Source organism: Pandoraea terrigena, assembly GCF_902459705.1.
Lineage (GTDB): Bacteria > Pseudomonadota > Gammaproteobacteria > Burkholderiales > Burkholderiaceae > Pandoraea > Pandoraea terrigena.
Genome location: NZ_CABPRU010000012.1, coordinates 106,290 through 132,149, shown reverse-complemented (window position 1 = coordinate 132,149; position 25,860 = coordinate 106,290). Strand labels below are relative to the sequence as shown.

19 protein-coding genes and 1 riboswitch are annotated in these 25,860 nt (G+C 66.3%); of the genes, 6 read left to right on the top strand and 13 right to left on the bottom strand.

Annotated features, from left to right (window positions below; all coding sequences use genetic code 11):
* Window positions 1-130: 130 nt before the first annotated feature.
* From PTE31013_RS20410 to PTE31013_RS20400, 3 genes are all read left to right on the top strand, one after another.
* The gene (locus tag PTE31013_RS20410; RefSeq protein ID WP_150614461.1) at window positions 131-1,072 is read left to right on the top strand and encodes a LysR substrate-binding domain-containing protein; all 942 of its coding nucleotides are present in this window, start codon (window positions 131-133) and stop codon (window positions 1,070-1,072) included.
* A gap of 500 nt (window positions 1,073-1,572) precedes the next feature.
* Window positions 1,573-2,991, top strand: a complete 1,419-nt coding sequence (locus PTE31013_RS20405) for an MFS transporter (RefSeq protein WP_150614516.1) — start codon at window positions 1,573-1,575, stop codon at window positions 2,989-2,991.
* 57 nt (window positions 2,992-3,048) lie between these two features.
* A complete protein-coding gene (locus tag PTE31013_RS20400) occupies window positions 3,049-3,642 on the top strand; it encodes a class I SAM-dependent methyltransferase (protein ID WP_150614460.1) in 594 nt (197 codons plus the stop codon).
* 34 nt (window positions 3,643-3,676) lie between these two features.
* On the opposite strand, the gene PTE31013_RS20395 is transcribed toward PTE31013_RS20400, so the two are convergent.
* Entirely contained in the window at window positions 3,677-4,600 is a 924-nt protein-coding gene (locus PTE31013_RS20395; protein ID WP_150614459.1) for a LysR family transcriptional regulator, read from the bottom strand.
* A 132-nt stretch (window positions 4,601-4,732) separates the two neighbouring features.
* On the opposite strand from PTE31013_RS20395, the gene metE reads away from it, so the two are divergent.
* Window positions 4,733-7,039 (top strand): 5-methyltetrahydropteroyltriglutamate--homocysteine S-methyltransferase, encoded by a 2,307-nt coding sequence (metE, locus tag PTE31013_RS20390; RefSeq protein WP_150614458.1) that lies wholly within the window; start codon window positions 4,733-4,735, stop codon window positions 7,037-7,039.
* A gap of 116 nt (window positions 7,040-7,155) precedes the next feature.
* Here metE and pepN read toward each other — a convergent pair whose 3' ends face one another.
* Window positions 7,156-9,867, bottom strand: coding sequence for an aminopeptidase N (gene pepN / locus PTE31013_RS20385; protein ID WP_150614457.1), 2,712 nt, complete (start codon window positions 9,865-9,867; stop codon window positions 7,156-7,158).
* A 200-nt stretch (window positions 9,868-10,067) separates the two neighbouring features.
* Between pepN and PTE31013_RS20380 the strand changes: the two genes are divergently transcribed.
* Window positions 10,068-10,676, top strand: coding sequence for a DUF4136 domain-containing protein (locus PTE31013_RS20380; protein ID WP_174978650.1), 609 nt, complete (start codon window positions 10,068-10,070; stop codon window positions 10,674-10,676).
* Window positions 10,677-10,792: 116 nt separating this feature from the next.
* Here the strand turns inward: PTE31013_RS20380 and PTE31013_RS20375 are convergent, their stop codons facing one another.
* The 7 genes from PTE31013_RS20375 to xdhA form a co-directional block, all read right to left on the bottom strand.
* Window positions 10,793-11,350 (bottom strand): TMEM165/GDT1 family protein, encoded by a 558-nt coding sequence (locus PTE31013_RS20375; protein ID WP_150614515.1) that lies wholly within the window; start codon window positions 11,348-11,350, stop codon window positions 10,793-10,795.
* 16 nt (window positions 11,351-11,366) lie between these two features.
* Window positions 11,367-11,550, bottom strand: a riboswitch (yybP-ykoY riboswitch).
* Between the two features lie 251 nt (window positions 11,551-11,801).
* Window positions 11,802-13,130, bottom strand: a complete 1,329-nt coding sequence (gene guaD / locus PTE31013_RS20370) for a guanine deaminase (protein WP_150614455.1) — start codon at window positions 13,128-13,130, stop codon at window positions 11,802-11,804.
* A gap of 19 nt (window positions 13,131-13,149) precedes the next feature.
* The gene (locus PTE31013_RS20365; RefSeq protein WP_246174761.1) at window positions 13,150-14,574 is read right to left on the bottom strand and encodes an NCS2 family permease; all 1,425 of its coding nucleotides are present in this window, start codon (window positions 14,572-14,574) and stop codon (window positions 13,150-13,152) included.
* A gap of 261 nt (window positions 14,575-14,835) precedes the next feature.
* Window positions 14,836-15,876, bottom strand: coding sequence for an adenosine deaminase (locus PTE31013_RS20360; RefSeq protein ID WP_150614454.1), 1,041 nt, complete (start codon window positions 15,874-15,876; stop codon window positions 14,836-14,838).
* An 86-nt stretch (window positions 15,877-15,962) separates the two neighbouring features.
* Entirely contained in the window at window positions 15,963-17,042 is a 1,080-nt protein-coding gene (gene xdhC, locus PTE31013_RS20355; RefSeq protein ID WP_150614453.1) for a xanthine dehydrogenase accessory protein XdhC, read from the bottom strand.
* Window positions 17,042-19,390 carry a xanthine dehydrogenase molybdopterin binding subunit gene (gene xdhB / locus PTE31013_RS20350; protein WP_150614452.1) on the bottom strand — a complete coding sequence of 783 codons (2,349 nt, stop codon included), beginning with the start codon at window positions 19,388-19,390 and terminating at the stop codon, window positions 17,042-17,044. The genes xdhC and xdhB overlap by 1 nt, the downstream gene beginning before the upstream one ends.
* Window positions 19,391-19,402: 12 nt before the next feature.
* The gene (gene xdhA, locus PTE31013_RS20345) at window positions 19,403-20,875 is read right to left on the bottom strand and encodes a xanthine dehydrogenase small subunit (RefSeq protein ID WP_150614451.1); all 1,473 of its coding nucleotides are present in this window, start codon (window positions 20,873-20,875) and stop codon (window positions 19,403-19,405) included.
* A 189-nt stretch (window positions 20,876-21,064) separates the two neighbouring features.
* Between xdhA and PTE31013_RS20340 the strand changes: the two genes are divergently transcribed.
* Window positions 21,065-22,030 carry a LysR substrate-binding domain-containing protein gene (locus tag PTE31013_RS20340; RefSeq protein ID WP_150614450.1) on the top strand — a complete coding sequence of 322 codons (966 nt, stop codon included), beginning with the start codon at window positions 21,065-21,067 and terminating at the stop codon, window positions 22,028-22,030.
* 99 nt (window positions 22,031-22,129) lie between these two features.
* Here the strand turns inward: PTE31013_RS20340 and PTE31013_RS20335 are convergent, their stop codons facing one another.
* The 4 genes from PTE31013_RS20335 to PTE31013_RS20320 form a co-directional block, all read right to left on the bottom strand.
* A complete protein-coding gene (locus PTE31013_RS20335; protein WP_150614449.1) occupies window positions 22,130-22,642 on the bottom strand; it encodes a disulfide bond formation protein B in 513 nt (170 codons plus the stop codon).
* Between the two features lie 221 nt (window positions 22,643-22,863).
* A complete protein-coding gene (locus PTE31013_RS20330; RefSeq protein ID WP_150614448.1) occupies window positions 22,864-24,249 on the bottom strand; it encodes an amidase in 1,386 nt (461 codons plus the stop codon).
* 2 nt (window positions 24,250-24,251) lie between these two features.
* Window positions 24,252-24,959 (bottom strand): GntR family transcriptional regulator, encoded by a 708-nt coding sequence (locus PTE31013_RS20325; RefSeq protein ID WP_425495579.1) that lies wholly within the window; start codon window positions 24,957-24,959, stop codon window positions 24,252-24,254.
* Window positions 24,960-25,035: 76 nt separating this feature from the next.
* A complete protein-coding gene (locus tag PTE31013_RS20320) occupies window positions 25,036-25,722 on the bottom strand; it encodes a DUF2848 domain-containing protein (protein ID WP_150614447.1) in 687 nt (228 codons plus the stop codon).
* Window positions 25,723-25,860 lie beyond the last annotated feature (138 nt).

The following is a 25,860-nucleotide window of genomic DNA, read 5'->3' as shown; positions in this document are numbered from 1 at the left end:
GGTCGGCAGGGAGGTGTACGCGATGCGTATAATAGGCGTCGATTCGACGTTTGTCCAGCAAAAGACGTGCCCCGCGTGGGGCCTCGCCAGCCGGGCGTTTCCGGCATTTTCGGCGTATCGCCGTCAGGGTATGGAAAACCTTCTCCGCAAGCTAGACCTCACCTCGTTGCGCCTTTTCGTGGCCGTGTGCCAGGAGCGGAGCATGGCGCGCGCCGCCGAGCGCGAGTTCATTGCGCCGTCGGCGATCAGTCGTCGCATCGCCGACATCGAGGCGATCGTCGGCCTTCCGCTCATTGCGCGTCATCAACGCGGTGTTACCGTCACGCCGGTCGGCGAGACGGTGCGCCGCTATGCCGAACACATTCTCGGCACCATCGAATCGCTGGGGGCGGAGTTGTCCCAGTTCCACGAAGGGGCGCGCGGCAGCGTGCGCATGGCGGCGAACCTGTCCGCCATCGTGCAGTTCCTGCCGGAAGATCTCGCTGCGTTCGGCCGCGTGTTTTCCGCCGTGGACGTCGAACTCGACGAGCAGCACAGCAACGAAGTGCTCCAGCGCGTGGCGGAGCGGGCCGTGGACGTGGGCATCTGCAACGCCGTCGAAGGCATCGAGGCTTTCACGATGGTCCCGTACCGCCGCGACCGGCTCGCCGTGATTCTGCCGGTCGGACATCCGCTGGCCGCGCGTACGGGCGAGATTCCGTTCTCGGCTTGCGCGGGCGAGACGCTGGTCGGCCTTCAGGGCAATAGCGCGCTCACGCAGTTGCTGCGCCAGCAGGCGAGTGCGGCGGGCACGGCGCTGCGGATCAAGATTCGCGTCTCCAGTCTCGACGCGTTGTGCCGTATGGCGCATGCCGGCCTTGGCATTGCCATCGCGCCCGAGCAGGTCGGTCAACTGTACGTGGGCAAGCTCGATGTGGTCGTGCGCCCACTGACCGACGAATGGGCGCATCGCCAGCTCTGGCTCGTGTTCCCCTCGCGCGAGCAGTTGAGCGCAACGGCATCCGCCGTGGTGAATTTCCTCGCGCAAGGGCAGGCGGGGCCGGGGGCGATATCGGTAATTCACGACGCTTGAAGGCCCGTCAGCGGCGCATCAGCGGCGCATGAGCAGGCGCGCATGAGCGCGTCACCAGCGGGCCCACGAGCGGCCCACATCGACGCGCCGATCCTGTGATCCCCGCCGCGCGTGTCTCACTTCGCGAACGGTCACGCCGGGCTTGCCGAGACGGCACGGCAGGGCGCAAGGCTCGCCGCTATGCTGTCTTCCGGAACACATGGCGGCAGCGAAGACTTCCTTCGCTTCGACGGCGGCTTTCGGTTCCTGTCCAACGGTCCGGCCATCGTGCGCCGGGTTAATGAAGATCGAAATTTTTCGTAGTACGTGGCAAAGGTGACAGGCGCGGCGTCGTTCGTGGCACAATTTCGCCCGCTTGCCTGTCGATTCATGGTTTATCCGATGCACCGGCCACTGCGGGCGATGGCCTGACGGTCGACCCGGATGCCTCGGACAATGATCTGTTCGGCCATGACCGAACGGGCCCGGAGACGATTTCCATGCTATCCCCTGACGCTTCGATGCCTTCCATGCCTCGGGCCGCCCAAGCTTCTGCGGCGGCAACTCGCCTGAGCGCCGGCGATATTTCCGCCCGTCTCGACCGTCTGCCGCCGACACGCACCGTCTGGAGACTGGTGGTGCTGCTCAGTCTCGGCTTCTTCTTCGAACTCTACGACCTGCTCTACACCGGCTACGTGGCGCCGGGGCTGGTGAAGAGCGGCATCCTGACACCCACGACACAGGGCCTGTTCGGCATGACGGGCGTGGCGAGCTTCATCGCCGCGCTGTTCACCGGGCTGTTCATCGGCACCATCGCCTGCGGCTTTCTCGCCGACCGGTTCGGCCGTCGCGCCGTGTTCACCGGCTCGCTGCTCTGGTACACGGCGGCAAACGTCGTGATGGCGTTTCAGGACACGGCCACGGGCCTCAATTTCTGGCGCTTCGTGGTAGGTCTCGGCATCGGTGTGGAACTGGTGACGATCGGTACCTATATCGCAGAACTCGTGCCCAAGCAGATTCGCGGCCGCGCATTCGCGTGCGAACAGGCGGTTGGTTTCAGCGCGGTACCGGTCGTTGCGCTGCTCGCCTACTGGCTCGTGCCGCGCGAGTTCCTTGGTCTGGAAGGCTGGCGCTGGGTGGTGCTCATCGGCGCCCATGGCGCGTTGTTCGTCTGGTGGATTCGCCGCGCGCTGCCGGAAAGCCCGCGCTGGCTGGCCCAGAAGGGACGTCTCGACGAGGCCGACCGCGTCCTGTCCGAACTGGAGGCGAAGGTCGCCCGCGAGTACGGCAAGCCACTGCCGCCGCCGGGTGAGCCGGAGCGGGTCGTGCCGAAGGGCGCCTTTCGCGACATGTGGGCGCCGCCGTATCGCAAGCGCGCCATCATGATGATTCTGTTCAACATCTTCCAGACGGTCGGCTTCTATGGCTTCGCCAACTGGGTGCCGACACTGCTCATCAAGCAGGGGATTACCGTGACGACGAGCCTGGCGTATTCCAGCGTGATCGCGCTGGCGGCGCCCGTCGGCCCGCTGATCGGGCTGTGGATGGCCGACAAGGTCGAGCGCAAGCATGCCATCGTGTGGACGGCCGGCATCGGCATCGTGTGCGGCATCGCGTTCTCGCAGGTGACGTCGTCGTTCCTGCTCGTGGCGATGGGTATCGGCCTGACGCTCGCGAACAACATCATGTCGTACAGCTATCACGCGTATCAGACCGAACTGTTCCCCACGGGGATCCGGGCGCGCGCTGTCGGTTTTGTCTATTCGTGGAGCCGCTTCTCGGCGATCTTCACAGCGTTCCTGATCGCCGCCGCGCTGCGCCATTTCGGGGTGACCGGCGTGTTCGCATTCATCTCGTGCGCGATGCTGATCGTCATGCTCGCCATCGGTCTGATGGGTCCGCGCACGCGCGACATCGCGCTGGAGAAGATTTCGCAGTAAAGCATAGTGCCGCGCGCCGACGCGGTCATTTCCCGCATGCTTCCGGAGACGCCGATCATGACGGATTTGCAAACAGAAGCGGCCTACGAGGCCAACGCCGTTCGTTACAACGAGGACTGGCGCAACCAGCCGCCGCCGGACGACATGTACGCGCTGCTGATGCGCCATTTCGTTGCCGGCGGACGCACGATCGATGTGGGCTGCGGCAACGGACGCGATGCCGCCTGGCTCGCGCAGCAAGGGTTCGACGTGGTTGGCTACGACAGTTCGCCCGCACTCATCGAACTGGCGCGTCAATCGTTTCCGTGGGTGACGTTTCACATCGGGCACCTCCCGGGACTGGAAGGCGTGACGGCGCAGTTCGATAACGTGGTCTGCGAGACGGTGCTGATGCATCTGCCCGCGAATGAAGTGCCGCAGGCGGCCGCCCGGCTCTGGAGGCTCGTGCGTCCGGGGGGCGTGCTTTACGTGTCATGGCGTGTCACCGAGGGTGACGATCTTCGCCATGAAGACGGACGGCTCTATAGCGCCTTCTCGCCCGACGTGGTGCGCGCTGCCCTTCACGACGGCGTTGCCCTGCACGAGGAAGACGTCACCAGCGCCAGTTCCGGTAAGCGAGTGTGCCGTCTGGTCGTGCGTCGCCCGGCCTGACACCGGGCATGGCCATCGACTGCACGACGCCGCGTCAGAGCAATTCGATTTCCGGTAGCGTGAGCAGGCTCGTCTCGCGCATGAGCGAGACGAATTCGCCGATATAGGGACGCGCGGTAATCGTTGGCAATGTCGCCGCCCAGAGTTCGGCAGTGAGCCCCTGCGGCGTGATCGGGCGCGCGCTCACATAGCGTCGCTCGAGATACCCCGTGACGGCCCACAGCGGCAGGGCAGCCAGCCCGCGCCGGCTGGCGACCAGTTGCAGAATCGCCACCGTCAACTCGGTGGTCCGGCGCGTCGGTTCGATCCCTGCGGGACGCAGCACCTGACGCACGATATCGAGCATGTCGTCGGGCACGGGATAGGTGATGAGCGTTTCGTCACGGAAGTCCATGGCGTCGAGGTACGGCTTGCCGGCGAGCGGATGATCGTTCGCCATGAGCGCCATCATCTGGAAGCGGAACAGCGGGTGGAAGTCGACCGCCTCGCCTTCCTCACGTTCGGAAATGATCGCCAGATCGGCGCGGTCCTGATGCAACAGCCCGATGGGGTCGGCGTGAAAGCCCGACACGATGTCGAGTTCGACTTCCGGCCAGCGTTGCCGAAAGGCATCCATCGCGGGCATCAGCCAATCGAAACACGTGTGACATTCGACCGCGATGCGTAGCGTGCCCTGCGTGCCTTGCGCCAGCCGCGTGAGGTCGCGGCCCGCTTCATCGACCGCCGGCACGACTTCCTCCGCCAAGGCTAGCAGGCGCTTGCCTGCGGGGGTGAACACCAGCGGCGACGACTTGCGCACGAACAGCGCCAAGCCGTAAAAATCCTCCAGTGCCTTGATCTGATGCGAGAGCGCGGACTGCGTCAGGTGCAGCCACAGCGCGGCACGCGAAACGCTGCCGGTATCGCGCAGCGCGAGCAGCGTCTGCAGATGACGAAGTTCGATGGGCGTTCGTTGCATGAATAAAATTAATGATAAATGGCAAAAACTTTCGTTTGAATAATACATGAGTGACCGGGATACTGCCAGCCTGGGCGGGCATTGCCCGCAGACGACTTCGCAACATCGCACGCTCCCGGAAGGACACCCCCCATGGCTCAAGCCCACGTACTCGGATTGCCGCGCATCGGCGCACAACGTGAACTCAAATTTGCCGTCGAGGCGTTCTGGCGCGGCGAGATGAGCGCCGCGGCGTTGCAGGAGACCGGGCGGCGGATTCGCGCGGCCAACCGTCGCGCGCAGCGCGAGGCGGGGCTTGACTGGATCACCGTCGGCGACTTCCATTGGTACGACCACGTCCTCTCGACGCTGGCGCTCGTCGGTGGGCTGCCGGCGCGCTTCGGCACAGCGGCGTGCGCGCCGACCCTTGCCGACTGCTTCGCCGCCGCGCGGGGCGATGCTGGCCAGAGCGCGATGGAAATGACGAAGTGGTTCGATACGAATTACCACTATCTCGTGCCGGAATATTCGCCGCAGACGCGCTTCGGTGAAGGCACCGAGTGGCTCTTCGACGACGTGGCGGAAGCGCTGGCCGAGGGCGGGAACGTCAAGCCGGTGCTGCTCGGGCCGCTCTCGCTGCTGTATCTGGGCAAGGAGAAAGGCGGCCTGGCGGACCGTCTCTCGTTGCTGCCCGCGCTGCTCGCGCAATATGAGCGGGTGCTGGCGCGTCTGAAGGCGCAAGGCGTGACGTGGGTGCAGATCGACGAGCCGATTCTCGTGCTCGACCTGCCCGGGCCGTGGCGCGACGCCTTCGCGCTGGTGTACCGACGTCTCGCCCCCGTCGCCCCGTCGTTGCTGCTCGCCACGTATTTCGGCGATGTCAGCGAACACGCGGCCCTGCTGACGGCATTGCCCGTGGCCGGGGTGCATCTTGACGGCGTGCGTGCACCGGCGCAACTCGACATGTTCGCCGCGCAGTGGCCGCAGGACAAGGTGCTGTCCGCAGGCGTGGTCGATAGCCGTAACGTCTGGCGTTGCGATCTGGCAAAGGCGAGGGCGCTGCTCGCGCCGCTGGCCGAGAGGCTTGGGGACCGGCTGTGGGTCGCGTCGAGTGCCTCGCTGATGCACTGCCCGGTCGATCTGGCGAGCGAGGCACGTCTGGACAAGGAAGTGCGCACGTGGCTCGCGTTTGCCGTGCAGAAGCTGGGCGAAGTCGCACTGCTGTGTCGCTCGCTGGACGCCGCGGAGTTCGCGAGCGCCGACGTACGGGCCGCCTTCGTCGCGGATGCTACCGCGCACGCCGCGCGCCGGACGTCGCCGCGCATCCACAACAGCGTGGTGCAAAAGCGGCTGGCGGCGCTCACGGACGCGGACGCGCGCCGTGCGTCCGACTATCCTGCGCGTGCCCGCGCGCAACGCGCATGGCTCAAGCTGCCCGTATTGCCGACGACGACCATCGGATCGTTCCCGCAGACGGCGGCAATTCGCCAGGCGCGGGCCGATTTCAAACGACGCGCCCTGTCGCATCTGGATTACCTGGAGACGATGCGCGCGCAGATTCGCCAGGCCGTCGAGAAGCAGGAAGCCTACGGCCTCGACGTGCTCGTGCATGGCGAGGCCGAACGCAACGACATGGTCGAGTACTTCGGCGACCTGCTCTGGGGTTTCGTGATTACCGAGCATGGCTGGGTGCAGAGCTACGGCTCTCGCTGTGTGAAGCCACCGGTGATCTATGGCGACGTGTATCTGCCCGAACCGATGACCGTCACGTGGAGCGCTTACGCGCAGCAACTGACCGACAAGCCGGTCAAGGGCATGTTGACCGGGCCGGTGACAATGCTGCAATGGTCGTTTGTGCGCGACGACCAGCCGCGCGAACTCACGGCGCTGCAGATTGCGCTGGCGCTGCGCGAGGAAGTGGCGGCGCTGGAAAAGGCGGGCGTGCGGGTGATTCAGATCGACGAACCTGCACTGCGCGAGGGGCTGCCGCTGCGCGAGAGCGATTGGCCGTCGTATCTCGCGTGGGCGGTGCGCGCGTTTCGCGTGTGTTCATCGGGCGTGGCCGACGACACGCAGATCCACACCCATATGTGCTATTCGGCGTTCCAAGACATTTTGCCGTCGGTTGCCGCGCTCGACGCTGATGTGATCTCCATCGAGACCACGCGCTCGGACATGGCGCTGCTCAGTGCCTTCGAAGCCTTCGCGTATCCGAACGAGATCGGCCCGGGTGTGTACGACATTCACTCGCCGCGTGTGCCGTCGCAGGCGGAAATGGAGCGTCTGATCGAGGCGGCGCTTGAGCGCATTCCGGCAGAGCGTCTGTGGATCAACCCCGATTGTGGTTTGAAGACCCGTGACTGGTCGCAGGTCGACGGTGCGTTGATGAATATGGTCGCGGCCGCGAAGGCCGTGCGGGCGCGTCTATCGGCGGGGCAACAACAAGCGCTGGCGGCCTGACACGCCGCGTCCCTCGCCTGCGTATGTCTGCGTATGCCCACGCATGGCGCCGAAGGCAAAACGCCGCCGATGCGGGGGCGCATCGGCGGCGTGTCGTGCTTGCGGGGCGGGGCGGTTCAGGCGAGCGATTTATCGACGATCTCGCGCACATCCTTCGACAACGCGGTGTGCTGGGAGACCTGCTGCAACGCCTGGCGCATATGGTCGCGCAGGGTCGGCGTGTACTTGCGCCAGCGGTCGAGCACGCGGGCCAGTCGCGCGGCCACCTGCGGGTTCAGCGCGTCGAGTGCGAGCACCTGCTCGGCCCAGAATCGATAACCGGAGCCATCAGCCGCGTGGAACTGCGCCGGATTGCCGCTGCAGAAGCTGAAAATCAGTGAACGCGCGCGGTTGGGATTCTTGAGCGTGAAGGCCGGATGTCCCATGAGTGCACGCACGGCGTCGATCACGCAATGGCCGCCGTCGCCGCGTTGGATGGCTTGCAGCGCGAACCACTTGTCGACGGCGAGCGGCTCGTGCTCGAAGCGCTGATAGAAATCTGCCAGCGCCTCGGCGGCATGGTTCGACCCATGCGCCGCATCGCTCTCGCGCGCGGCGCCGCCACGTTGTACGAGCGCGGTGAGCGCGGCGAAACGGTCCGTCATGTTGTCGGCCGAATCGTATTGGGTGCGGGCGGTGCGCTCCACACTGGCATCCGAGGGTTCCATCAGGTACGACAGCGCGAGGTTCTTCAGTGCGCGCTCGCCTGCCGAGGCGGCGTCGGGGCGGTACGCGCCCGGCACGCGATGGTTGTGATACGCCGCGAGCCACTCGGTATGCAGCGACGCGGCCAGGCGCTGACGCAGATACTGACGCGCGGCGTGAATGGCTGCCGGGTCGATTTCCGTCATCTGCTCACCGAGGTACGATTCGGCCGGTAGCGTGAGCGCTTGTGCGCGGAAGGCCGGGTCGAGCGTTTCGTCGCGCAGCACCTGGCGGAAGGCTTCGAGCACATAGCTGTCGACGCTCGGCAACTGGCCCATCTGAATCGATTCGACGAGCGCCAGCAACTGACGCGTGGCCAGACGCTGTCCCGCTTCCCAGCGGTTGAACGGATCGCTGTCGTGCGCCATCAGGAACGCGAGTTCGTCGATGGTGTATTCGTGCTCGACGATCACCGGCGCCGAGAACCCGCGCAGCAGCGACGGCATTGGGTAATGCGGCACGTCGACGAACGTGAAGCTTTGCCGTTCCTGCGTGAAGTCGAGCACATGCGTGGTGAGCGCCGGGGCGTCGTTGGCATGGCCGGTCAGGCGCACGGCCATGTCGCGTCCGTCGCGATCGAGCAGGCCGACGGCGAACGGGATATGGAGCGGCTGCTTGACGAGCTTGCTGTCCTGCAGCTCTACGCCGACCTTCGGGCAGCGCTGGGTGAGCGTGAGCGTATAGGTGTGCGCGGCCTCGTCGTAGGCGGCCTCGACCGTCACGCGCGGGGTGCCCGCCTGGCTGTACCAGCGGCCGAACTGCGTGAGATCGCGCTGATTGGCATCGGCCATCGCGGCGCGGAACTCGTCGCACGTCACCGCCTGGCCGTCGTGACGCTCGAAGTACAGGTCCATGCCCCGGCGGAAGCCGTCGCGCCCGAGCAGCGTCTGATACATGCGCACGACTTCGGCGCCCTTTTCGTAGACGGTGACCGTGTAGAAGTTGTTGATCTCGACGTAGCTCTCCGGACGCACCGGGTGCGCCATCGGACCGGCATCTTCCGGGAACTGGGCTTGACGCAGCACGCGTACGTCGTCGATACGCTTGACGGCACGGCCCGACTCGGAGCCCATCATGTCGGCCGAGAATTCCTGGTCGCGGAACACGGTCAGGCCTTCCTTCAGGCTCAACTGGAACCAGTCGCGGCAGGTCACGCGATTGCCGGTCCAGTTATGGAAGTACTCGTGGCCCACCACGGCTTCGATGTTGCCGAAGTCGTCGTCGGTCGCGGTGGCGGCATCGGCCAGGACATACTTCGTATTGAAGATGTTCAGGCCCTTGTTTTCCATCGCGCCCATGTTGAAGTCGCTCACGGCGACGATCATGAAGCGGTCGAGATCGAGCACGCGGCCGAAGCGCTGCTCGTCCCAACGGATCGAGTTGACCAGCGAGTGCATCGCATGTTCGGTCTTCTCCAGATCTTGCGGCTGTACCCAGACCTGAAGCAGCTTCTCGCGGCCGTCACCGGCAACCAGGCGCTCCTCACGGCATACCAGCCGGCCAGCGACCAGCGCGAACAGGTAGCTCGGCTTCTTGAATGGGTCGTCCCAGACGGCGAAGTGACGGCCGTCGGGCAGATGGCCCTGGTCGATCAGGTTGCCGTTGGCCAGCAACACCGGATACGCGTCGCGATCGGCGCGCAGCGTCACCGTGTACGTCGCCATCACGTCCGGACGGTCGAGGAAGTACGTGATCTTGCGAAAGCCCTCGGCCTCGCATTGCGTGAAGAAGTTGCCGCCCGAGACATACAGCCCCATGAGCGACGTGTTTTCCTGTGGGCGGCAGCGCGTGACGAGCGTGAGGTCGAACGCCTCGGGCGGCGCGTCGACCGTGAGCGTTTCCTCGCCAGTGCGGTAGCCGTCCCAAGGCTTGCCGTCGAGTTCGAGACTCACCAGTTGCAGGCCTTGGCCCACCAGTTCGAGCGCGCCACCGGGACCGGCCGGGTTGCGGCGCACGCGCAGTCGGCTGGTCACGGTGGTGACGTCGGGGGCGAGGTCGAAGTCGAGTTGAACGGTGTCGATCAGATACGCCGGGGGCGTATAGTCGGAGCGTTGGATGACACCTGCGAGGTCGGTTCTGAGCATGGACGGTGTTTTGCGGACGGCCAAGGATGGGTAAATTGTAACGGACTGGCGGCGCGTTCGCGTTCATCCGTGCGATTTGCTGAATTTTGCTTCCGCGTTGCCGTCAAAGGTATCGGATGTGCGCACTGCGCCGTCCTATGCTTAAATCGGCGCGAGCGGCGCGCAGCGGTGCGCCCGGCCTTTCACTGGAGCAGTCGATCATGGGAAAACGATGGGCCTTGGCGACGTTGGCCGTCGTCAGCGTCTTGCTGGCAGGGTGTGCCAGCACGGTCACGAGCCAGGTGACCGCGTTTGGCGGTTCACCGGGCTTCGACGGTCCGCGGACTTACGCGCTCACGCGCACGCCCGAACAGCAGAACAATCAGGAGCACGCCACTTACGAGCAGTGGCTGCGCACACGTCTGGCCGGAGACGGATTCAGCGAGCAGAGTCCGTCGAGTGCACATTATCTGATCGGGATGCGTTACGGCATCACCCAGCAGATGATGCGCGTGACCGAGCCAGTCTACGAGCCGATGTTTGCGCCCGGCCCGTGGGGGCCGTGGGGGCGTCCGTGGGGCGGGTACGGCTATCCGTTCGGCGCGCCGCCAGCGTACGTCGAGCGCAATTATCCCTATGGGCTGGCCGGTTTGCAGTTGCGCTTCACTGACCGGGCGAGTGGCAGGGAGGTCTACCGAGTGCAGGCCAATACCAGCGACGCGGGCACGTCGCTCGCGTCCGCCATGCCGTACCTGATCGACGCTGCCCTGCGGCAGTTGCCGTTCCCGAGCGGGCGCACGGTCAATGTTGAGCAGAAGGTCGGGCAGTAGGTAGGTATCCGGCGGGCGTCAGGCACACGCCCGGCGGGCTGCCGGCAAGCGACCGTCTCACGCCGAGGCGAGACGATGCGTCATCGAGACGCGCGCCTCGCCTCGGCGTTTGCCGTTTACTGCATCAACGTGATGATGCCGAGCACCGCGAAGATCACGGCGGCGACGGCGTGGACGGCCCGGGTCGGCAGGCGGCCGGCGAATTTGTGGCCCACGAGCACGGCGGGCACGTTGGCGAGCATCATGCCAAGGGTGGTGCCTGCGACCACGCCAAAGAAGTCCTGGTAGCGTGCGGCGAGCATCACCGTGGCGATCTGCGTCTTGTCGCCCATCTCGGCAATGAAGAACGTGAAGACGGTCGTCACGAACACGCCGAACTTGCGACGCGTGGTCGTCTCGTCTTCATCGAGCTTGTCGGGGATGAGAATCCAGATTGCCATGCCGAGGAACGACGCGACGACGGCCCACTTCATGACGGTGGGACTGATCGCCGTGGAGAGCCATTCGCCGACGGCACCGGCAAAGCCATGATTGGCGAGCGTGGCGACGAGAATGCCGAGAATGATCGGCACGGGCTTCTTGAAGCGCGCAGCGAGCACGAGGGACAGCAGTTGGGTTTTATCGCCGATTTCGGCGAGCGCGACCACGCCGGTCGAGACGAGGAAAGGGGACATCTTGTTATGTATCTCCGCCGGGCCGTGAATATGCGAGCCAATGACCATGCGTCCCGGCCCGGATGGCGGAAGCATCGTCATCGGTCTCGCCAGGCCCGAGGGCTGCGCACGCCATAGCCGGAACCGGCCAAGTCTGTTGACGTACGCCCCTGTCGAGACAACTGTCCCCGACAGGGCGGCTACTCCCCAATGAATCGGAGCGGATTATAGCATTCGTCGCGTGCTGCGCGTACGCCGGGGGCGCGATGGCCAAGGAAAAAAGGGCAGCCGATCGGCTGCCCAAGGAGATCCCCGGCCGCATGCCCCTTGCGCGCAGCCGGTGACCGCGAGGGAATGCGCGTCGTGCCAAGGCGACGGCGCGCGTTCTCTCGCGTAAGACGTGACGCTGCGTGATATCGCGAAGCGTCCCGAACGTCCGCGCGGATGTCCGGCGCGTCAGTGCGTCAATGCGTCAATGCGTTTTGCGGCGATGCACCGGCTGGCCGGCGGCGTAGGTCGTGGCGATGGCGCGATCGTCGCCGAGCATGGCGAACGCGAACAGCAGTTCTTCGAGCGACTCGGCCAGTGCCGTGCGGCGCGCGAGCAGCGGCGTGGCCTTCGGGTCGAGCACCACGAAATCGGCCTCCGCGCCCACGGCCAGCGTGCCGATGGTGCCGTGCAGGTCCAGTGCGTGCGCGGCGCCTTCGGTGGCCAGATAGAACATACGTTCGGCCGAGAGGTGATAGCCCGACAAGCGTGCCACCTTGTGTGCCTCGTTCATCGTTTGCAGCATCGAGAAGGTCGAGCCGCCACCGACGTCGGTCGCGAGCGTGACCGGCATACGGCTCGCTTCCGCCGCGGCAAAGTCGAACAGGCCGCTGCCGAGGAACTGGTTCGACGTCGGGCAATGCGCGGCGACGGCGCCCGTCTCGAACATGCGGCGGCGGTCATGCTCATCGAGCCAGATGCAATGCCCGTACACGGCGCGCTTGCGCAGCAGCTTGTAGTGGTCGTACACGTCGAGGTAGCTACGGTGCCCCGGAAACAGCGAGCGCACCCATTCGACTTCGTCCGTGTTTTCGGCCACGTGGCTCTGGATGAATACGTCCTGGTACTGTGCGGCGAGTTCGCCGCAAACGCCCAACTGGGCTTCCGTCGACGTCGGCGCGAAGCGTGGCGTGAGCGCGTAGAGCTGACGCCCGTGGTGATGCCAGCGCTGAATCAGCGCCTCGCTGTCGCGCGCGCCGCTCTCGGCCGTGTCGCGCAGGAACGCCGGGCAGTTGCGATCCATCATCACCTTGCCGGCGATCATGCGCAGATTGCGCGCATCGCTCGCCTTGAAGAAGGCGTCGGCCGAGCCGGGGTGCACCGTGCAGTACACCAGCGCGCTCGTGGTGCCAACGCGCAGCAGTTCGTCGAGGAAGAACTGGGCGACGTCGGCCGCGTACGCCGGATTCTCGAACCGGCGCTCGGTCGGGAACGTGTACTTCTCGAGCCAGGGCAGCAGCCCCGGCGCGGGCGACGCGATCATGTCCGTCTGCGGGTAGTGGATGTGCGTGTCGATGAAGCCGGGCGTGACGACCTTGTCGCGCAGGTCTTCGATGGGCGTGTCGTCGGGCAGCGTAGGGGCCACCTTGGCGTAGTCGCCAACGGCGGTGATGCGGCCGCTTTCAAAGGCGACGAGGCCGTCGGTATGGTGCACGGTGCCGGGCGAGCCATCGAGATAGGCGCGCGCGGGATCGTGCGTGAAGTAGACCAGTTGCGCGCGCACGGCGCGCAGGGCTTGGTGTGTCGTGGACATGTACAGGGTCCTTGCCTCGTTACATTTGCGTGAGCAGCAGCACTGCCAGCGCGGCGACGATCCACATCGCCGGCTTGATCTCCTTGACGCGCCCCGTGAACAGCTTGAGCACGACGAACGCGAGGAAGCTATAGGCAATACCGTCGGTGATCGAGTACGAAATCGGAATCATCACGACTGCGATGAAGCTCGGAATCGCCTCGTCCATGCGGTGCCATTCGATGCGCGCCACGGACTCCATCATAAACACCCCGACCAGGATCAGCGCCGGCGCCGTCGCGATGGCGGGCACCAGCGAGAGCATCGGGGACACGAACAGGAACGGCAGAAACAGCAGGGCGCATACGACGGCGGTCAGCCCGGTGCGCCCGCCTTGTGCGATGCCGGCAGCCGATTCGATGTAGGCGTTCGCCGGGCTCGTGCCGAGCGGGCCGGAGATCAGCACCGAGAACGAATCGACGATCATGGCCTGGCGCATATTGCGCGGATTGCCGTCGCGATCCTTCATGTTGCCGGCCTCGGCAATGCTCATGAAGGTCGAGAGCGTATCAAAGAACGCGGTGAAGAGCATCACGAAGATGAACGGCAGGTACGCGACCTTGAGCGCGCCCAGCAGGTCGAGCTGGCCGATGCCCGAGAAGTCGGGCGCGGCGAAGAAGCCGTGGAAGTTCACCAGCGTGGCCGTGGCGATTTCCTTGGGGAAATACGCGCTCCCGTCGCCCCACAGACGCCCGACCGGAATGGCCATGAGCGTGGTCGCGATGATGCCGATCATCAACGCACCGTTCACGCGGCGCGCGACGAGCACGGTCGTGAGCGCCAGCCCGATGAGGAACGTGACGGTCGGCGGCGACAGGTGGGCCAGGCGCACGACCGTGACCGGGTCGCCCACCACGAGCCTGGCGTTGACGAGGCCGATCACGGTGATGAACAGGCCGATACCGCACGAGATCGCGTAGCGCAGGTTCGCCGGGATCGCCTCGACGACGAAGCGTCGTACATTGAGCGCGGCGAGCAGCGCGAAGAGGATGCCCGACCAGAACACGCAGCCGAGCGCCGTCTGCCAGGGCATGCCGACGCCATGCACCATGGTGAACGCGAACAGCGCGTTCAGCCCCATGCCCGGCGCGACCAGCACCGGATTGCGGGCGTAGAGCCCCATCGCACAACTGCCGAAGAAGCTGATGAGCACCGTGGCGGTCAGTGCCGCCGGGAACGCCATGCCTGTCTTCGACAGAATGGCCGGGTTGACGACGATGATGTACATCGCCGCGAGGAATGTCGTGATACCCGCGATCACTTCCGTGCGGAACGTCGATCCGAGCGCAGTGATGCCGAAATATCGGTCGAGGGTCGAGACAGGTTGCGCGCCCGCCACGCGCGTGCTGTCGTGGGCCGCTTCGGGCGCGGCACGGCCCGCAGGAGGGCTGAGTGATGAGTCCATGGGGTGTTGTCTCCGATGTTCTAAGGTGTCGTGCGCGCAACGCCGCGGGTGTGGGGGCACCACGTGACGCCTATCTGGGCACGCTCGAAAAATAGCATCGGGCCTCGACGAAAATATTCCCCATGCGGCATGTTCCACATCATCGCGAGGTGATGTGGCGATGCGTCGGGGGCGCGGTGCGCGACGTGCGGGAATGAAAAACGCCCGAAGGGCTGAACTGGCCTTCGGGCGTCGTGCGTGTCGACGGGGTCCCGCGGGCGCCTACCCCGCCTGCGCGGCGCGAAAGCGCGTGAGTTCGTCGACCCGCCGCCGTTTTTCGCTGTCGTCGATGAACGAGGCTTCGAAGCTGTTCCTTGCCAACGTGTAAGCGTCGTCGATCGTCATGTCCAGCGCGTCGAACGTGGCGAGGAAGTTCTCGTTCAGGTAGCCGCCGAAGTACGCCGGGTCATCCGAGTTGATCGTGATGGCCAGTCCGCGCTTGAGCAATGCATGCAGCGTGTGCTGCCCCATGTGGTCGAACACCTTGAGACGGACGTTCGACAGCGGGCACACCGTCAACGCGATCTTCTCCCGCGCCAGACGCTCGAGCAGCGCCTCGTCCTCAATCGCGCGAACGCCGTGGTCCACGCGCTCGACGTGCAGCACGTCCAGCGCCTCGTAAATGTAAGCGGGCGGCCCTTCTTCCCCGGCATGTGCCACGAGGTGCAATCCCAGCGCGCGGCACCGCGCGAACACCCGTGCGAACTTGGCGGGCGGGTGGCCCTGCTCGGACGAATCGAGGCCCACGCCGACGAGCCGGTGCCCGTGGCTGCTGAAATACGGCAGCGCCGTCTCCAGCGTTTGCAGGGCGTCCGCTTCGGGCAGATGACGCAGGAAGCAGAGGATCAATCGGCTCGTGATGCCGTACTGTGTCTCGGCTTCGGCCAGCGCGCGTTCGATGCCGTTGATGACCGTGGCGATCGAAACGCCGCGCGCCGTGTGCGTCTGCGGATCGAAAAAGAGTTCCGTGTGGCGGATGTTGTCGGCGGCCGCGCGCGCAAGATAGGCGCGCGTCATGTCGTAGAAATCGTCTTCGGTGAGCAGGACGCTCGCGCCCGCGTAGTAGATGTCCAGGAACGACTGCAGATCGGTGAAGGCGTAGGCGTCGCGCAGGGCCTCTACACTCGGGTAGGGCAACGTGACGTGGTTGCGTTCGGCGAGCCGGAAGATCAGTTCGGGTTCCAGCGTGCCCTCGATATGCACGTGCAGCTCCGCCTTGGGCATGGCGCAAAGGGTCTTGGCGAGTTCTGGCGTGAGTGGCATGAATAGGCCTTGTTGAGGGGAATGGACGGAATTTTACCGTCGCCCGCGACGGCGGTGCGCCCGGCGTCCCGGATGACAGGCGAGCGTCAAGCGGGGGCGCCGGTGGCCTGCGACGCCGCGGGGCCGCTTTGACGCATCTGTTGCTCGCGCACGCGCAAGAGCTGCGCGGCGACGGCAATCGCGATCGTCGCCGGCGCCTTGCCGGTGATGCCGGCCACGCCGATGGGGCAGATCATCTGCGCGAAGCGCTCCGGCGGCACGCCGCGATCGCGCAGGCGATGCTCGAACTGACGGCGTTTGGTCATCGAACCGATCAGGCCGAAGTAGGCGTAGTCATCGCGCTTGAAAATGGCCTCGCACAGGCGCTGATCCAGCGCATGGTTGTGCGTCATGACAAGAAAATACGTGCCCGGCGGCGCGTCGGTAACCACGGCTTCCGGGGTGTCGGTCGACTCGACGGCCGTGTTCGGCGGCACCGTCTCCGGGAAGGTTTCGGTCCGCTCGTCGGCCCAGGTAACGCGGCACGGCAGCGTGGCCAGCACCTGCACGATGGCTTGTCCGACGTGGCCTGCGCCGAACAGCACGATATGAAAATCGCTTGGCGCGAGCCGCTCGCTCAACCAGAGCCAGCCGTCGCTGCCTTGCCAGAACGAGCAGGCGGCGTCGTCGGCGTCGCAGGTGAGCGTATGCGGATGCGCGAGCGGCTCGTTCGGATCGAGCGCCGTCAGCAGGACAGGGCCGCCTTGCTGCTGGCTGGCCGCCGCATCGGCCCCGGGTGCCCCGAACGCCACGCTGCGCAGGCTCGCCTCGCCGGCTGCGAGCCGCTTGTGCAGGGCGCTCACCCACGCCAGGTCGGCGAGCGTGAGCACCTCGAAGGCGAGGGTGACGGCGCCGCCGCAGCATTGCCCGAGACTCGGGCCGAGCGCGAAACGCTCGACGTGCCGCGCGCCTTGATGTCCATACTGGCGCAGCAACTGGCGCGCGACGTCCATCGCCCGCCATTCGAGATGGCCGCCGCCGATGGTTTCCCAGACGTGCTCGCGTGTCACGAGCAGATGCGTGCCCGCCTCGCGCGGCGCGGAGCCTTCCACGCGCGCGATCGTCACCAGTACCGCGGCCTCGCCGCGGACCAGCAGCTTGTGGGCGGCGTCGACCCAGCGATGCATCAGGCGGCACTCCGCGCGCGCAGCTCGGTGATCGCCATGAGCAGCGCTTCGGACGTTGCCGGGGCATTGAGCACCGGCTCGTCGCGATAGTCGTTCACGCTCGCCACGGCGTCGCGCAAGGCGTTGAACACCGAGAACGGCAGCAGCAGCGGCGGCTCGCCGACGGCCTTGGAGCGGTGGATGGCATCCGAGACGTTCGTGTTCTCGAACAGCGCCACGCGGAAGTCCGTCGGGCAATCGCTGATGCCGGGGATCTTGTACGTGGACGGCGCATGCGTCATGAGCTTGCCCGCCGGGTTCCACCACAATTCTTCGGTCGTCAGCCAGCCCATGCCCTGAATGAACGCCCCTTCGACCTGCCCGATGTCGAGCGCCGGGTTGATCGACTTGCCGGCGTCGTGAAGCACGTCGGCGCGCAGCAGGCGCCACTCGCCCGTGAGGGTGTCGAGCACCACTTCGGAGACGGCCGCGCCGTAGGCGAAGTAGAAGAATGGGTTGCCGTTCATGGTTGCGGCGTCCCACGACAGGCCCGGCGTGGCATAGAAGCCGTCAGACCACAGTTGCACGCGCGCCCAGTAGGCTGCTTCCACCAGATCGGGGAACGGGATGTCGTGGCCGTTCGCGCTCACCACATCGTTGGCAAACTGCACGTCGTCGGGCGAGCCGCCGTACTTCTGCGCGGCAAACGCAGCCAGGCGCTGGCGAATCTGCCACGCGGCGTTCTGCGCGGCCTTGCCGTTCAGGTCGGCGCCCGTCGAGGCAGCCGTGGCCGACGTGTTCGCCACCTTGCTGGTGTCGGTCGCCGTCACTCGCACGTGCGAGAGATCGACGCCCAGTTCGTGCGCCACCACCTGCGCGACCTTCGTGTTCAGGCCCTGGCCCATCTCGGTGCCGCCGTGATTGACCAGCATCGAGCCGTCACGATAGATGTGCACCAGCGCGCCTGCCTGATTGAACGCCTGCACGTTGAACGAAATGCCGAATTTGAGCGGCGTGAGCGCGAGTCCCTTGCGCAGCACCGGACTCGTGCGGTTGAACTCGAGCACGGCATCGCGTCGCGCACGATATTCGCTCGTTCGTTCGAGTTGCGCGACGAGTTCGTGAATGACGTTGTCCTTGACGACCTGCCCGTATGGCGTGACGTTGCGCTCGGTCTTGCCGTAGAAGTTCACGCGGCGCACGTCGAGCGCGTCTTTGCCCAGGCGCCGTGCGATGGCGTCCTGCACGACTTCCATGATGAGCGCGCCTTGCGGGCCGCCAAAGCCGCGAAACGCCGTGTTCGATTGCGTGTTCGTCTTGCCGCACAGCGCGCGAAGGTCGGCGTCGGGCACGAAGTACGCGTTGTCGAAGTGGCAGATGGCGCGCGTGGCCACTGGTCCGGACAGGTCGGCCGAGAAGCCGGCGCGCAGCGTCATGTCGACCTTCGCGCCCGTGATGCGGCCGTCGTCGTCGAAGCCGACGTCGTAGTCGAAATAAAAGCCGTGGCGCTTGCCGGTCATCATGAAATCATCGTCACGATCCAGACGCAGCTTGACGGGGCGTTTCAGACGCGTGGCGCACAACGCGGCGACACAGGCAAACAGCCCCGATTGTGATTCCTTGCCGCCGAAGCCGCCGCCCATGCGTCGGCATTCGACCTGCACCTGGTGGCTGTGCCAGCCCAGCGCGTGCGAGACGAGGGCTTGCATCTCGGTCGGGTGCTGCGTCGAACAATAGACGTGAATGCCGTCGTTTTCCTTCGGAATCGCGTACGAAATCTGTCCTTCGAGATAGAACTGCTCCTGCCCGTTGCATTCGAACGTGCCGCTCAGGCGGTGCGGCGCGGCTTGCAGTGCGGCGTCGGCATCGCCCCGGCGCAGTTGGTAGGGCGGCAGCACGCTGGCCCCCGCGGCCTTGGCGGCTTGCGGTGTGAGGATGGCGGGCAGGTCTTCGTATTCGCCCTTGGCCAGACGCGCGGCGCGGCGGGCCGCGTCATGCGACTCGGCCACCACGGCGAACATCGGCTGACCGATGTACTGGACGAGACCATCCGCGAGAATCGGGTCGTCGTGAATGACCGGACCGCAATCGTTCACGCCGGGGATGTCGGCGGCGGTGAGCACCGCGACCACGCCTGGCGCACGACGCACGGCGTCGAGATCGAGCGAGAGGACGCGCGCGTGCGCCCTGGGCGATGCCCCGAGCGCGCAGTGCAGCGTGCCTTGCAGTTCGGGAATGTCGTCAGTGTAGGTGGCCTCGCCGGCCACGTGGAGTGCGGCCGACTCGTGGGGCCGCGAGCGGCCCACCTGTGCGCTGGCGCCTGCCGCGGCACCGGTCTGCGTCATGAAGCCTTCGACTTGCGTGTTCATGGGCAACTCCGGTTAGACGTTGGCGAACGCGTTGACTTCGTGTGCCGCAAGCGGCGCATCGAGGCGCGTCTCGAGGAAAAAACGATACAGCAGATTCTGGGCGCCGGCGAGCCGGTAAGCGCTCGTCGCACGCATGTCGGAGAGCGGCTGGTAGTCGGCCGGCAAGGCCGCCATCGCCGCGCGCACGGTGGCGTCGCGCCAGGGCTGGCCGATCAGGGCCGCTTCGACGGCGCTGCCGCGCTTGGGCGTGGCCGCCATGCCGCCGAAGGCCACCCGCGCCGAGCGCACGGTCTCGCCGTCGAGTTCGATCGCGAAGGCGGCGCACACCGCCGAGATGTCCTGATCGAACCGTTTGGCCAGCTTGTAGGTGCGAAAGCGCTGCGCCGCCCTCGGCAGCGGCACGCGGATGCCCTGCACGAATTCGCCCGCGTCGAGCGCGTTCTTCTGATAGGCGACGTAGAAGTCTTCGAGCGGCATCTCGCGCATGATCCCGTCGCGATGCAGCACGATGCGCGTGCCGAGCACGATCAACGCGGGCATCGAGTCGCCGATGGGCGAACCGTTCGCGACATTGCCGCCCAGCGTTCCGGCGTTGCGGATCGGGAACGAGGCGAAGCGCTGACGCAGCTCGGCCAGATCCGGGTAGTGGTTGACGAGCGCATCGAACGCATCGTTGAGCAGGGCGCCTGCACCGATGTAGAGACCGTTCGGATCCTCGGAAATCTCGCGCAGTTCCGCCACCTGTCCGATATAAAGCAGATGCTTCAACTCGCGGAATTGCTTGGTGACCCACAGGCCAACGTCGGTACTGCCGGCCAGAATGCGAGCGTCCGGGTGCGCGGCGCGCAGGCGGCCGAGTTCGGCCAGCGTGCGCGGGGCGTGGAAGACCTGGCCATTGTGTTCGTACGACAGGGTGTCGTCGCGCCGCAACGCCTGAAGCTGCTTCGCCAGTGCCGCGCGGTCGAATGCCTGGTGCGGTAGATCGAACATCTGCTGGGCGGCGTCGATGATCGGACGATAGCCGGTGCAGCGGCACAGATTGCCGGAGAGCACGTCGTCGATCTCGCGGCGGGTCGGGCAGCCGGTCCCTTCCGGGCGGTTCACGTACATGGCCCACAGCGACATCACGAAGCCCGGCGTGCAGAAGCCGCATTGCGAGGCGTGACAGTCCACGAGCGCCTGTTGCACCGGATGCAGCGCGCCGTCGGGCGCGCGCAGGTCCTCGACGGTGAAGAGCGCTCGGCCGTCGAGCGTGGGCAGGAACTGGATGCAGGCGTTGACCGCCCGCAGCGCTACGCTGCCATCGTCGGCCAGTTCGCCGATCACGACGGTGCAGGCGCCGCAATCGCCCTCGGCGCACCCTTCCTTGGTGCCGGTGCAGTGCAGGGCTTCGCGCGTGTACTGAAGCACGGTACGGGTCGTGGCTTCGCCAGTGACCTCGTGCACCTTGCCGCGGTAATAGAAGCGGATGGCTTGTGTCTCCATGGTTCTCAGTGTAGTGCAGTGGGATTGCGGGCGCGCCGGGACATGGCCGGCGTGGGAATGGGCTGAAGATAGCATCGGCGGCGGGGGTAAATATTTCGCGGCCATGATGATGCCTATTCGGTCGCCCCGATGACGTGGCATTGTCATAAACTATGGCTCGACCCCCAGCCTCGCAGAGCGCGCCCGCCCATGCAAAGACCCCGCGAACAGATCGACGCCTACCTGCTGCGGGTACTGCACACGCTGCTCACCGAGCAGAGTGTCTCGCGCGCCGCCCTCAAGCTGGGCCAGTCGCAGCCGGCCATCAGCAACTCGCTGCGCCGCCTGCGCGAGATCACCGGCGACGCCATCCTGGTGCGCGGCAAGAGCGGCATGGTGGCGACCGAGCGCGGCCGGGAACTGCTGGGCTACGCGACCGACGCGCTCGCGGCGATCGAGCGCATCACCCATCCTGCCACGGAATTCGCGCCGCAGACCACCACGCGGGCGTTCCGCCTCGGCGCCCCCGATTACCTGGACGCCGTCTTCCTGCCCAATATCGCCGAAGTGTTGCGTCGCGACGCTCCGTCGGCGCGGCTGCACGTGCAGCCGATCAACTCGGCCTTCGACTATGCGGGGGCGCTGGAGAACGGTTCGCTTGATGTGGTGATCGGCAACTGGCTGGAACCGCCGCCGCAACTGCACATGTCCCGGCTGTTCGACGACGAGGTGGTTTGCATGCTGGGCGCGCAGCATCCGCTCGCGAACAAGGGCATTTCGCTTAAGCATTATCTGGAATTGCCGCATCTGGCGCCGACGCCATACGTGGCCGAGCGACAGAGCTTTATCGACGGCTGTCTGGCCGAGCAGGGCCTGCGTCGCAATATCCAGATGACGATGCCGTACTTCGGACTCGTGCCCTACGTGCTCATGCGAACCGACCTGGTGTTCACGACGGGGCGACAGTTCGCGCAGCACTATGCCAGGTACCTGCCGATTCGCGTGTTGCCGTCGCCCTTTGCCTTCCCGCCGATGCGCTTCTATCAGCTATGGCACGAGCGTACGCACGCCGCACCGGAGGTGACGTGGCTGCGCCGGCGGGTGGCGGAAGTGGCGACGGAACTCGATGCCGCGAACGGCGGCGGGACGCAGGCGCCTGTGCCGGCGCGGCCCTGAGGGCAGGGCGGACGGCTGAACGACCGCGGAATGGCGGAAAGGGGGACGGCGAGGTGTGGCCGCCGCCCGGAGGCAGACGGACGGCGAGACCCGCGACGCTCAGCGCAGCGAGATCGCGCGGCGCGGACGATGCAACGCCAGCGACAGGAAAATCACGACAAACGCGGCGAGCGACCACATCGGCAGCGTGAGACCGAGGATCGGCGGGTACATCGTCTGGCACATTCCCTGGACCTGGAAGACTTGTGGGAGCAGGCGCGACGTCGGCAATGCGTCGACGAATGCCTCGACCACGTCGTACCCGCAACTCACCAGGGGGTTGGCCTGCACGTAGATCAGATATCCCGATGCGGCCATGCCGCCGACGGCCGACAGGGCGGCAAGCACGCGGGCGAACTGAATGCCCGCCCAGCCACGCGAGACCGCGCCCGCCAGGCCGAAGATCGCGATCAGCACGAGCGCGTAACGCGTCAGAATGCAGAGCGGGCACGGGTCCTCGTGACGCACGTACTGGAAGTACAACGCGCCGCCCAACAGGGCGAGGCAGACGACGGTGAGCAGGAGATACCGCAGACGTTCGCGGCGCAGGGCCGGGTCGATTTGAGCGTTCATTTCACTTCGGGCGGTGGGCCATCACGAATCCCGCACAATCCCGCATGACGCCGGGTGGCAGGCACTTGGGCAGGCATTGTAACCCCAGCCCGAGGCGTACGTGAGTCGAAAAATTACGGAACTATTTGCCCGAAAATCAGACGTTTGCGCGCGTTGCGCCGACGGTCACGGCCCCGTGTTGCGGTGCCGCGCGGGCAATGCGGCCGCCCGCGCGGCCGGCCTCACCGGCCCAGGCCTGCGGCGCGCAGGGCGTGCTCGATGGCACGTCCGACCGGGAACAGGCGTGCATCGTCGCCCGCCGCACCGCTGACCATCAGGCCGATGGGCGCTTCGCCCAGGGCCTGGCACGGTAGCGAGAACGCGCAGCCGTCGATCATGTTGATGGCCGTGGGGTTGCGCAGCGCCAGGGCGTTGGTGGCCGTGAAGGTGTCGTCGCTCGCCTCGAGCGGCGCGATGGCCGGTGGCGTGAGTGGCACGGTCGGGCACAGCACCGCATCGAAACCTTGCCAGACGGGGGTTGCCGCAGCGATGAGCGTGGCGCGGGCGTTCAGCAGGTCGATGTAGTCGGCGGCGCTGGCCGGTTCTCCCTTGCGGATGCGCACCAGCACGCGCGGATCGTAGTCCTGCGCACGCTCGGCCAGTAGCTTGCGGTGCCACGCATAAGCCTCGATTGGCGAAAAGCCGAAGCGGTTGATGGCGGGCAATTGGTCGAACGGCGTGAATTGGAAGTCCAGTAGCGTCGCCCCCGCCTTGGCGAGCGCGGCGAGGGCGCGTTCGTAGATGGCGATGGCTGCGGGTTCGGCGCCGTCCAGCACGAAGTTCGTCAAGACGCCGAAGCGCATGCCGCGCACGTCGCGCGGTGCGGGCCGCGACTCGTCGACGGTATGGCCCGAGAGGATCGCATCGACCCAGGCGCAGCAGTCGACCGAGCGGCCGATGGGGCCGACCGAGTCCAGCGACGTCGACAGCGGCAGGGCGCCGTCGCGCGGCGTGCGCGCCGCAGTCGGCTTGAAGCCGGTCAGGCCGCAGAAGGCCGACGGAATACGGATCGAGCCGCCCGTATCGGTGCCGAGTCCGACCGCCGCCATGCCATCGGCCACCGACGCCGCCGCGCCCGACGAGGATCCCCCGGCGATGTGGCCGGCCTTGCGCTGCCACGGCGAGCGCGGCGTGCCGTAATGCGGGTTCAGGCCGAGGCCGGAAAAGGCGAATTCGGTCATGTTGGTACGGCCGATGATGACAGCGCCGGCCTGACGCAGGCGTGCCACGGCAAGGGCATCTTGCTTGGCCGGGGCGGCGTCCGACAGGGCTTTGGAGCCTGCGCGCGTGACCTGCCCCGCCACGTCGAACAAATCCTTCACCGACACGGGCACCCCCATGAGCGGCGACAGGCGCGCGCCCGCCCGGCGCAGGGCGTCGAGGCCGTCGGCGGCGGTGCGCGCGGCTTGCGCGTCGACTTGCGTGAACACGATCGTGCCCTGACCCGCCGGATCGGCGATGCGCGCGAGCGCCTGCTCGGTCAGCGCGCGGCTGGTGGTGCGCCCGGCGTCGAGCGCGGCGGCGAGTTCGGACAGGGGGCGTTGCAGATCGATGGCGTCGGTGCTCATGGTCAGATCGCTTTCAGGATGTGGGTGCGGAATTCTTCGATATGCCGGGTGATGGCCCGGCGAGCGCGCTCGGCATCGTGCGCGGCGAGTGCCTCAAACAGTTCGAGGTGCTCCTCGTAGACGCCTTCCAGATGGCTCGGCGTCGACAGGGCGAGAAACCAGAAACGCAACGAGCGCTCGTGCAGGCCGCGCAGCAGCTCGGCGAGCGTCTGGTTGCGCGAGGCGCGCGAGATGGCCAGATGGAAGTCGCGGTCGATACGCATCATCGCGGCCACGTCGCGCGCGGCGATGGCCGCGTGCGAGCGCGCCAGCACGGCCTCGATGGCCGCAAGGTCGTCGGGCGTGGCGGCGCGCGCCGCCAACGCCACGCAATACGTCTCGTTGATCATGCGCACGTCGATGATCTCGAGCGCATCGTTGAGCGAGACTGGCGCGACCATGGCCCCCTTGCGCGGCAGGATGACCACCCACCCTTCGAGCGCGAGGCGGTGCATCGCCTGATGCACCGGGGTGCGCCCGAGTGCCGTCGACTGCATCAACTGGGCTTCGTTGAGCGTCTCGCCAGGGCGCAGACGCAGCGTGATGATGTCGTGCTTGATCGCGTCGTACGCGCGCTCGGTCAGGCTGCGACCATCCGAGGCCATCGCTGGCGTAGCGGACGCGGGCGGTTGGGGCGCGAGCAGGGTGTCGTCGAGGGTGTCGTCGGGCATCGGGGCGGGTCGGTTCGGTCGGCCGGCGTCGACGTCGGGCAGCGCTTGCGCGGGCTCCGGTCGGCGCGAGTCGGCGTTAGTCGGCAATCGCCAGCGCCTGTGTGGCGTAGCAATGCCGGATCGTGCGGCCGAGGACCGGGTCGAGCAGTTCGATCTCGAACCGCTCGCCGCCAGCCACGCCGCCAATGGCAGCGAGTGTGCCACAGAACATGGCGGCGCCCGCTGGCAGGCCGTCCGGCCCGAGCATTTCCATCAGCGCCTGCGGCGAGAGCAGGCTGGCCACTGTGCCTTCCTGATAGAGGCGCCGTTCGCCGTCACGCGTCACCCAGGCGCGCAGCGTCAACTGATCCCAATGTGCGGCGACATCGGCAAAGCGCCACGCGTCGCGCGCCACCGGCTTGGCGCAGACCTGCTTCGAGACAGTCACGCCATACGCCTCGACTTCGCGGTCGGTGTGATCCGAGCCCACGCTCACGAGCAGATCGGCGCCGTGGCGCACGAGCACGCATTCGGCTTCGCCACTGCTCGTCTGGCCGACAACGTCGATGGCGTCGTCTTGCGCCAGCAGCGCGGGCGCGAGCCGGTAGAAGCACGGCGTGCTCGACGGACGGCGCACGCCCAGCGCGGCCAACTCGGCAATGTGGTGCTCGACGGCGTCGCGATCGCGCCCGGCCCAGCCAGCGATGATCAACGTGTCGACGGGCACGTCGACAGACTGCTGGGTGCCGTCGCCGAACACCGTGAAGGACAGGCGGGAACGCATACGAGGATGACTCCTGTGAAATTCGTTTGATATTTATGTGATATTTCACATGCGCAAGCGACAAAAAGCAAGCAGAAAAATTTCGACGAGGGTGGCGAATGACGGGAATTTTTTATGAAAAGCCCCGTCAATCTTGGG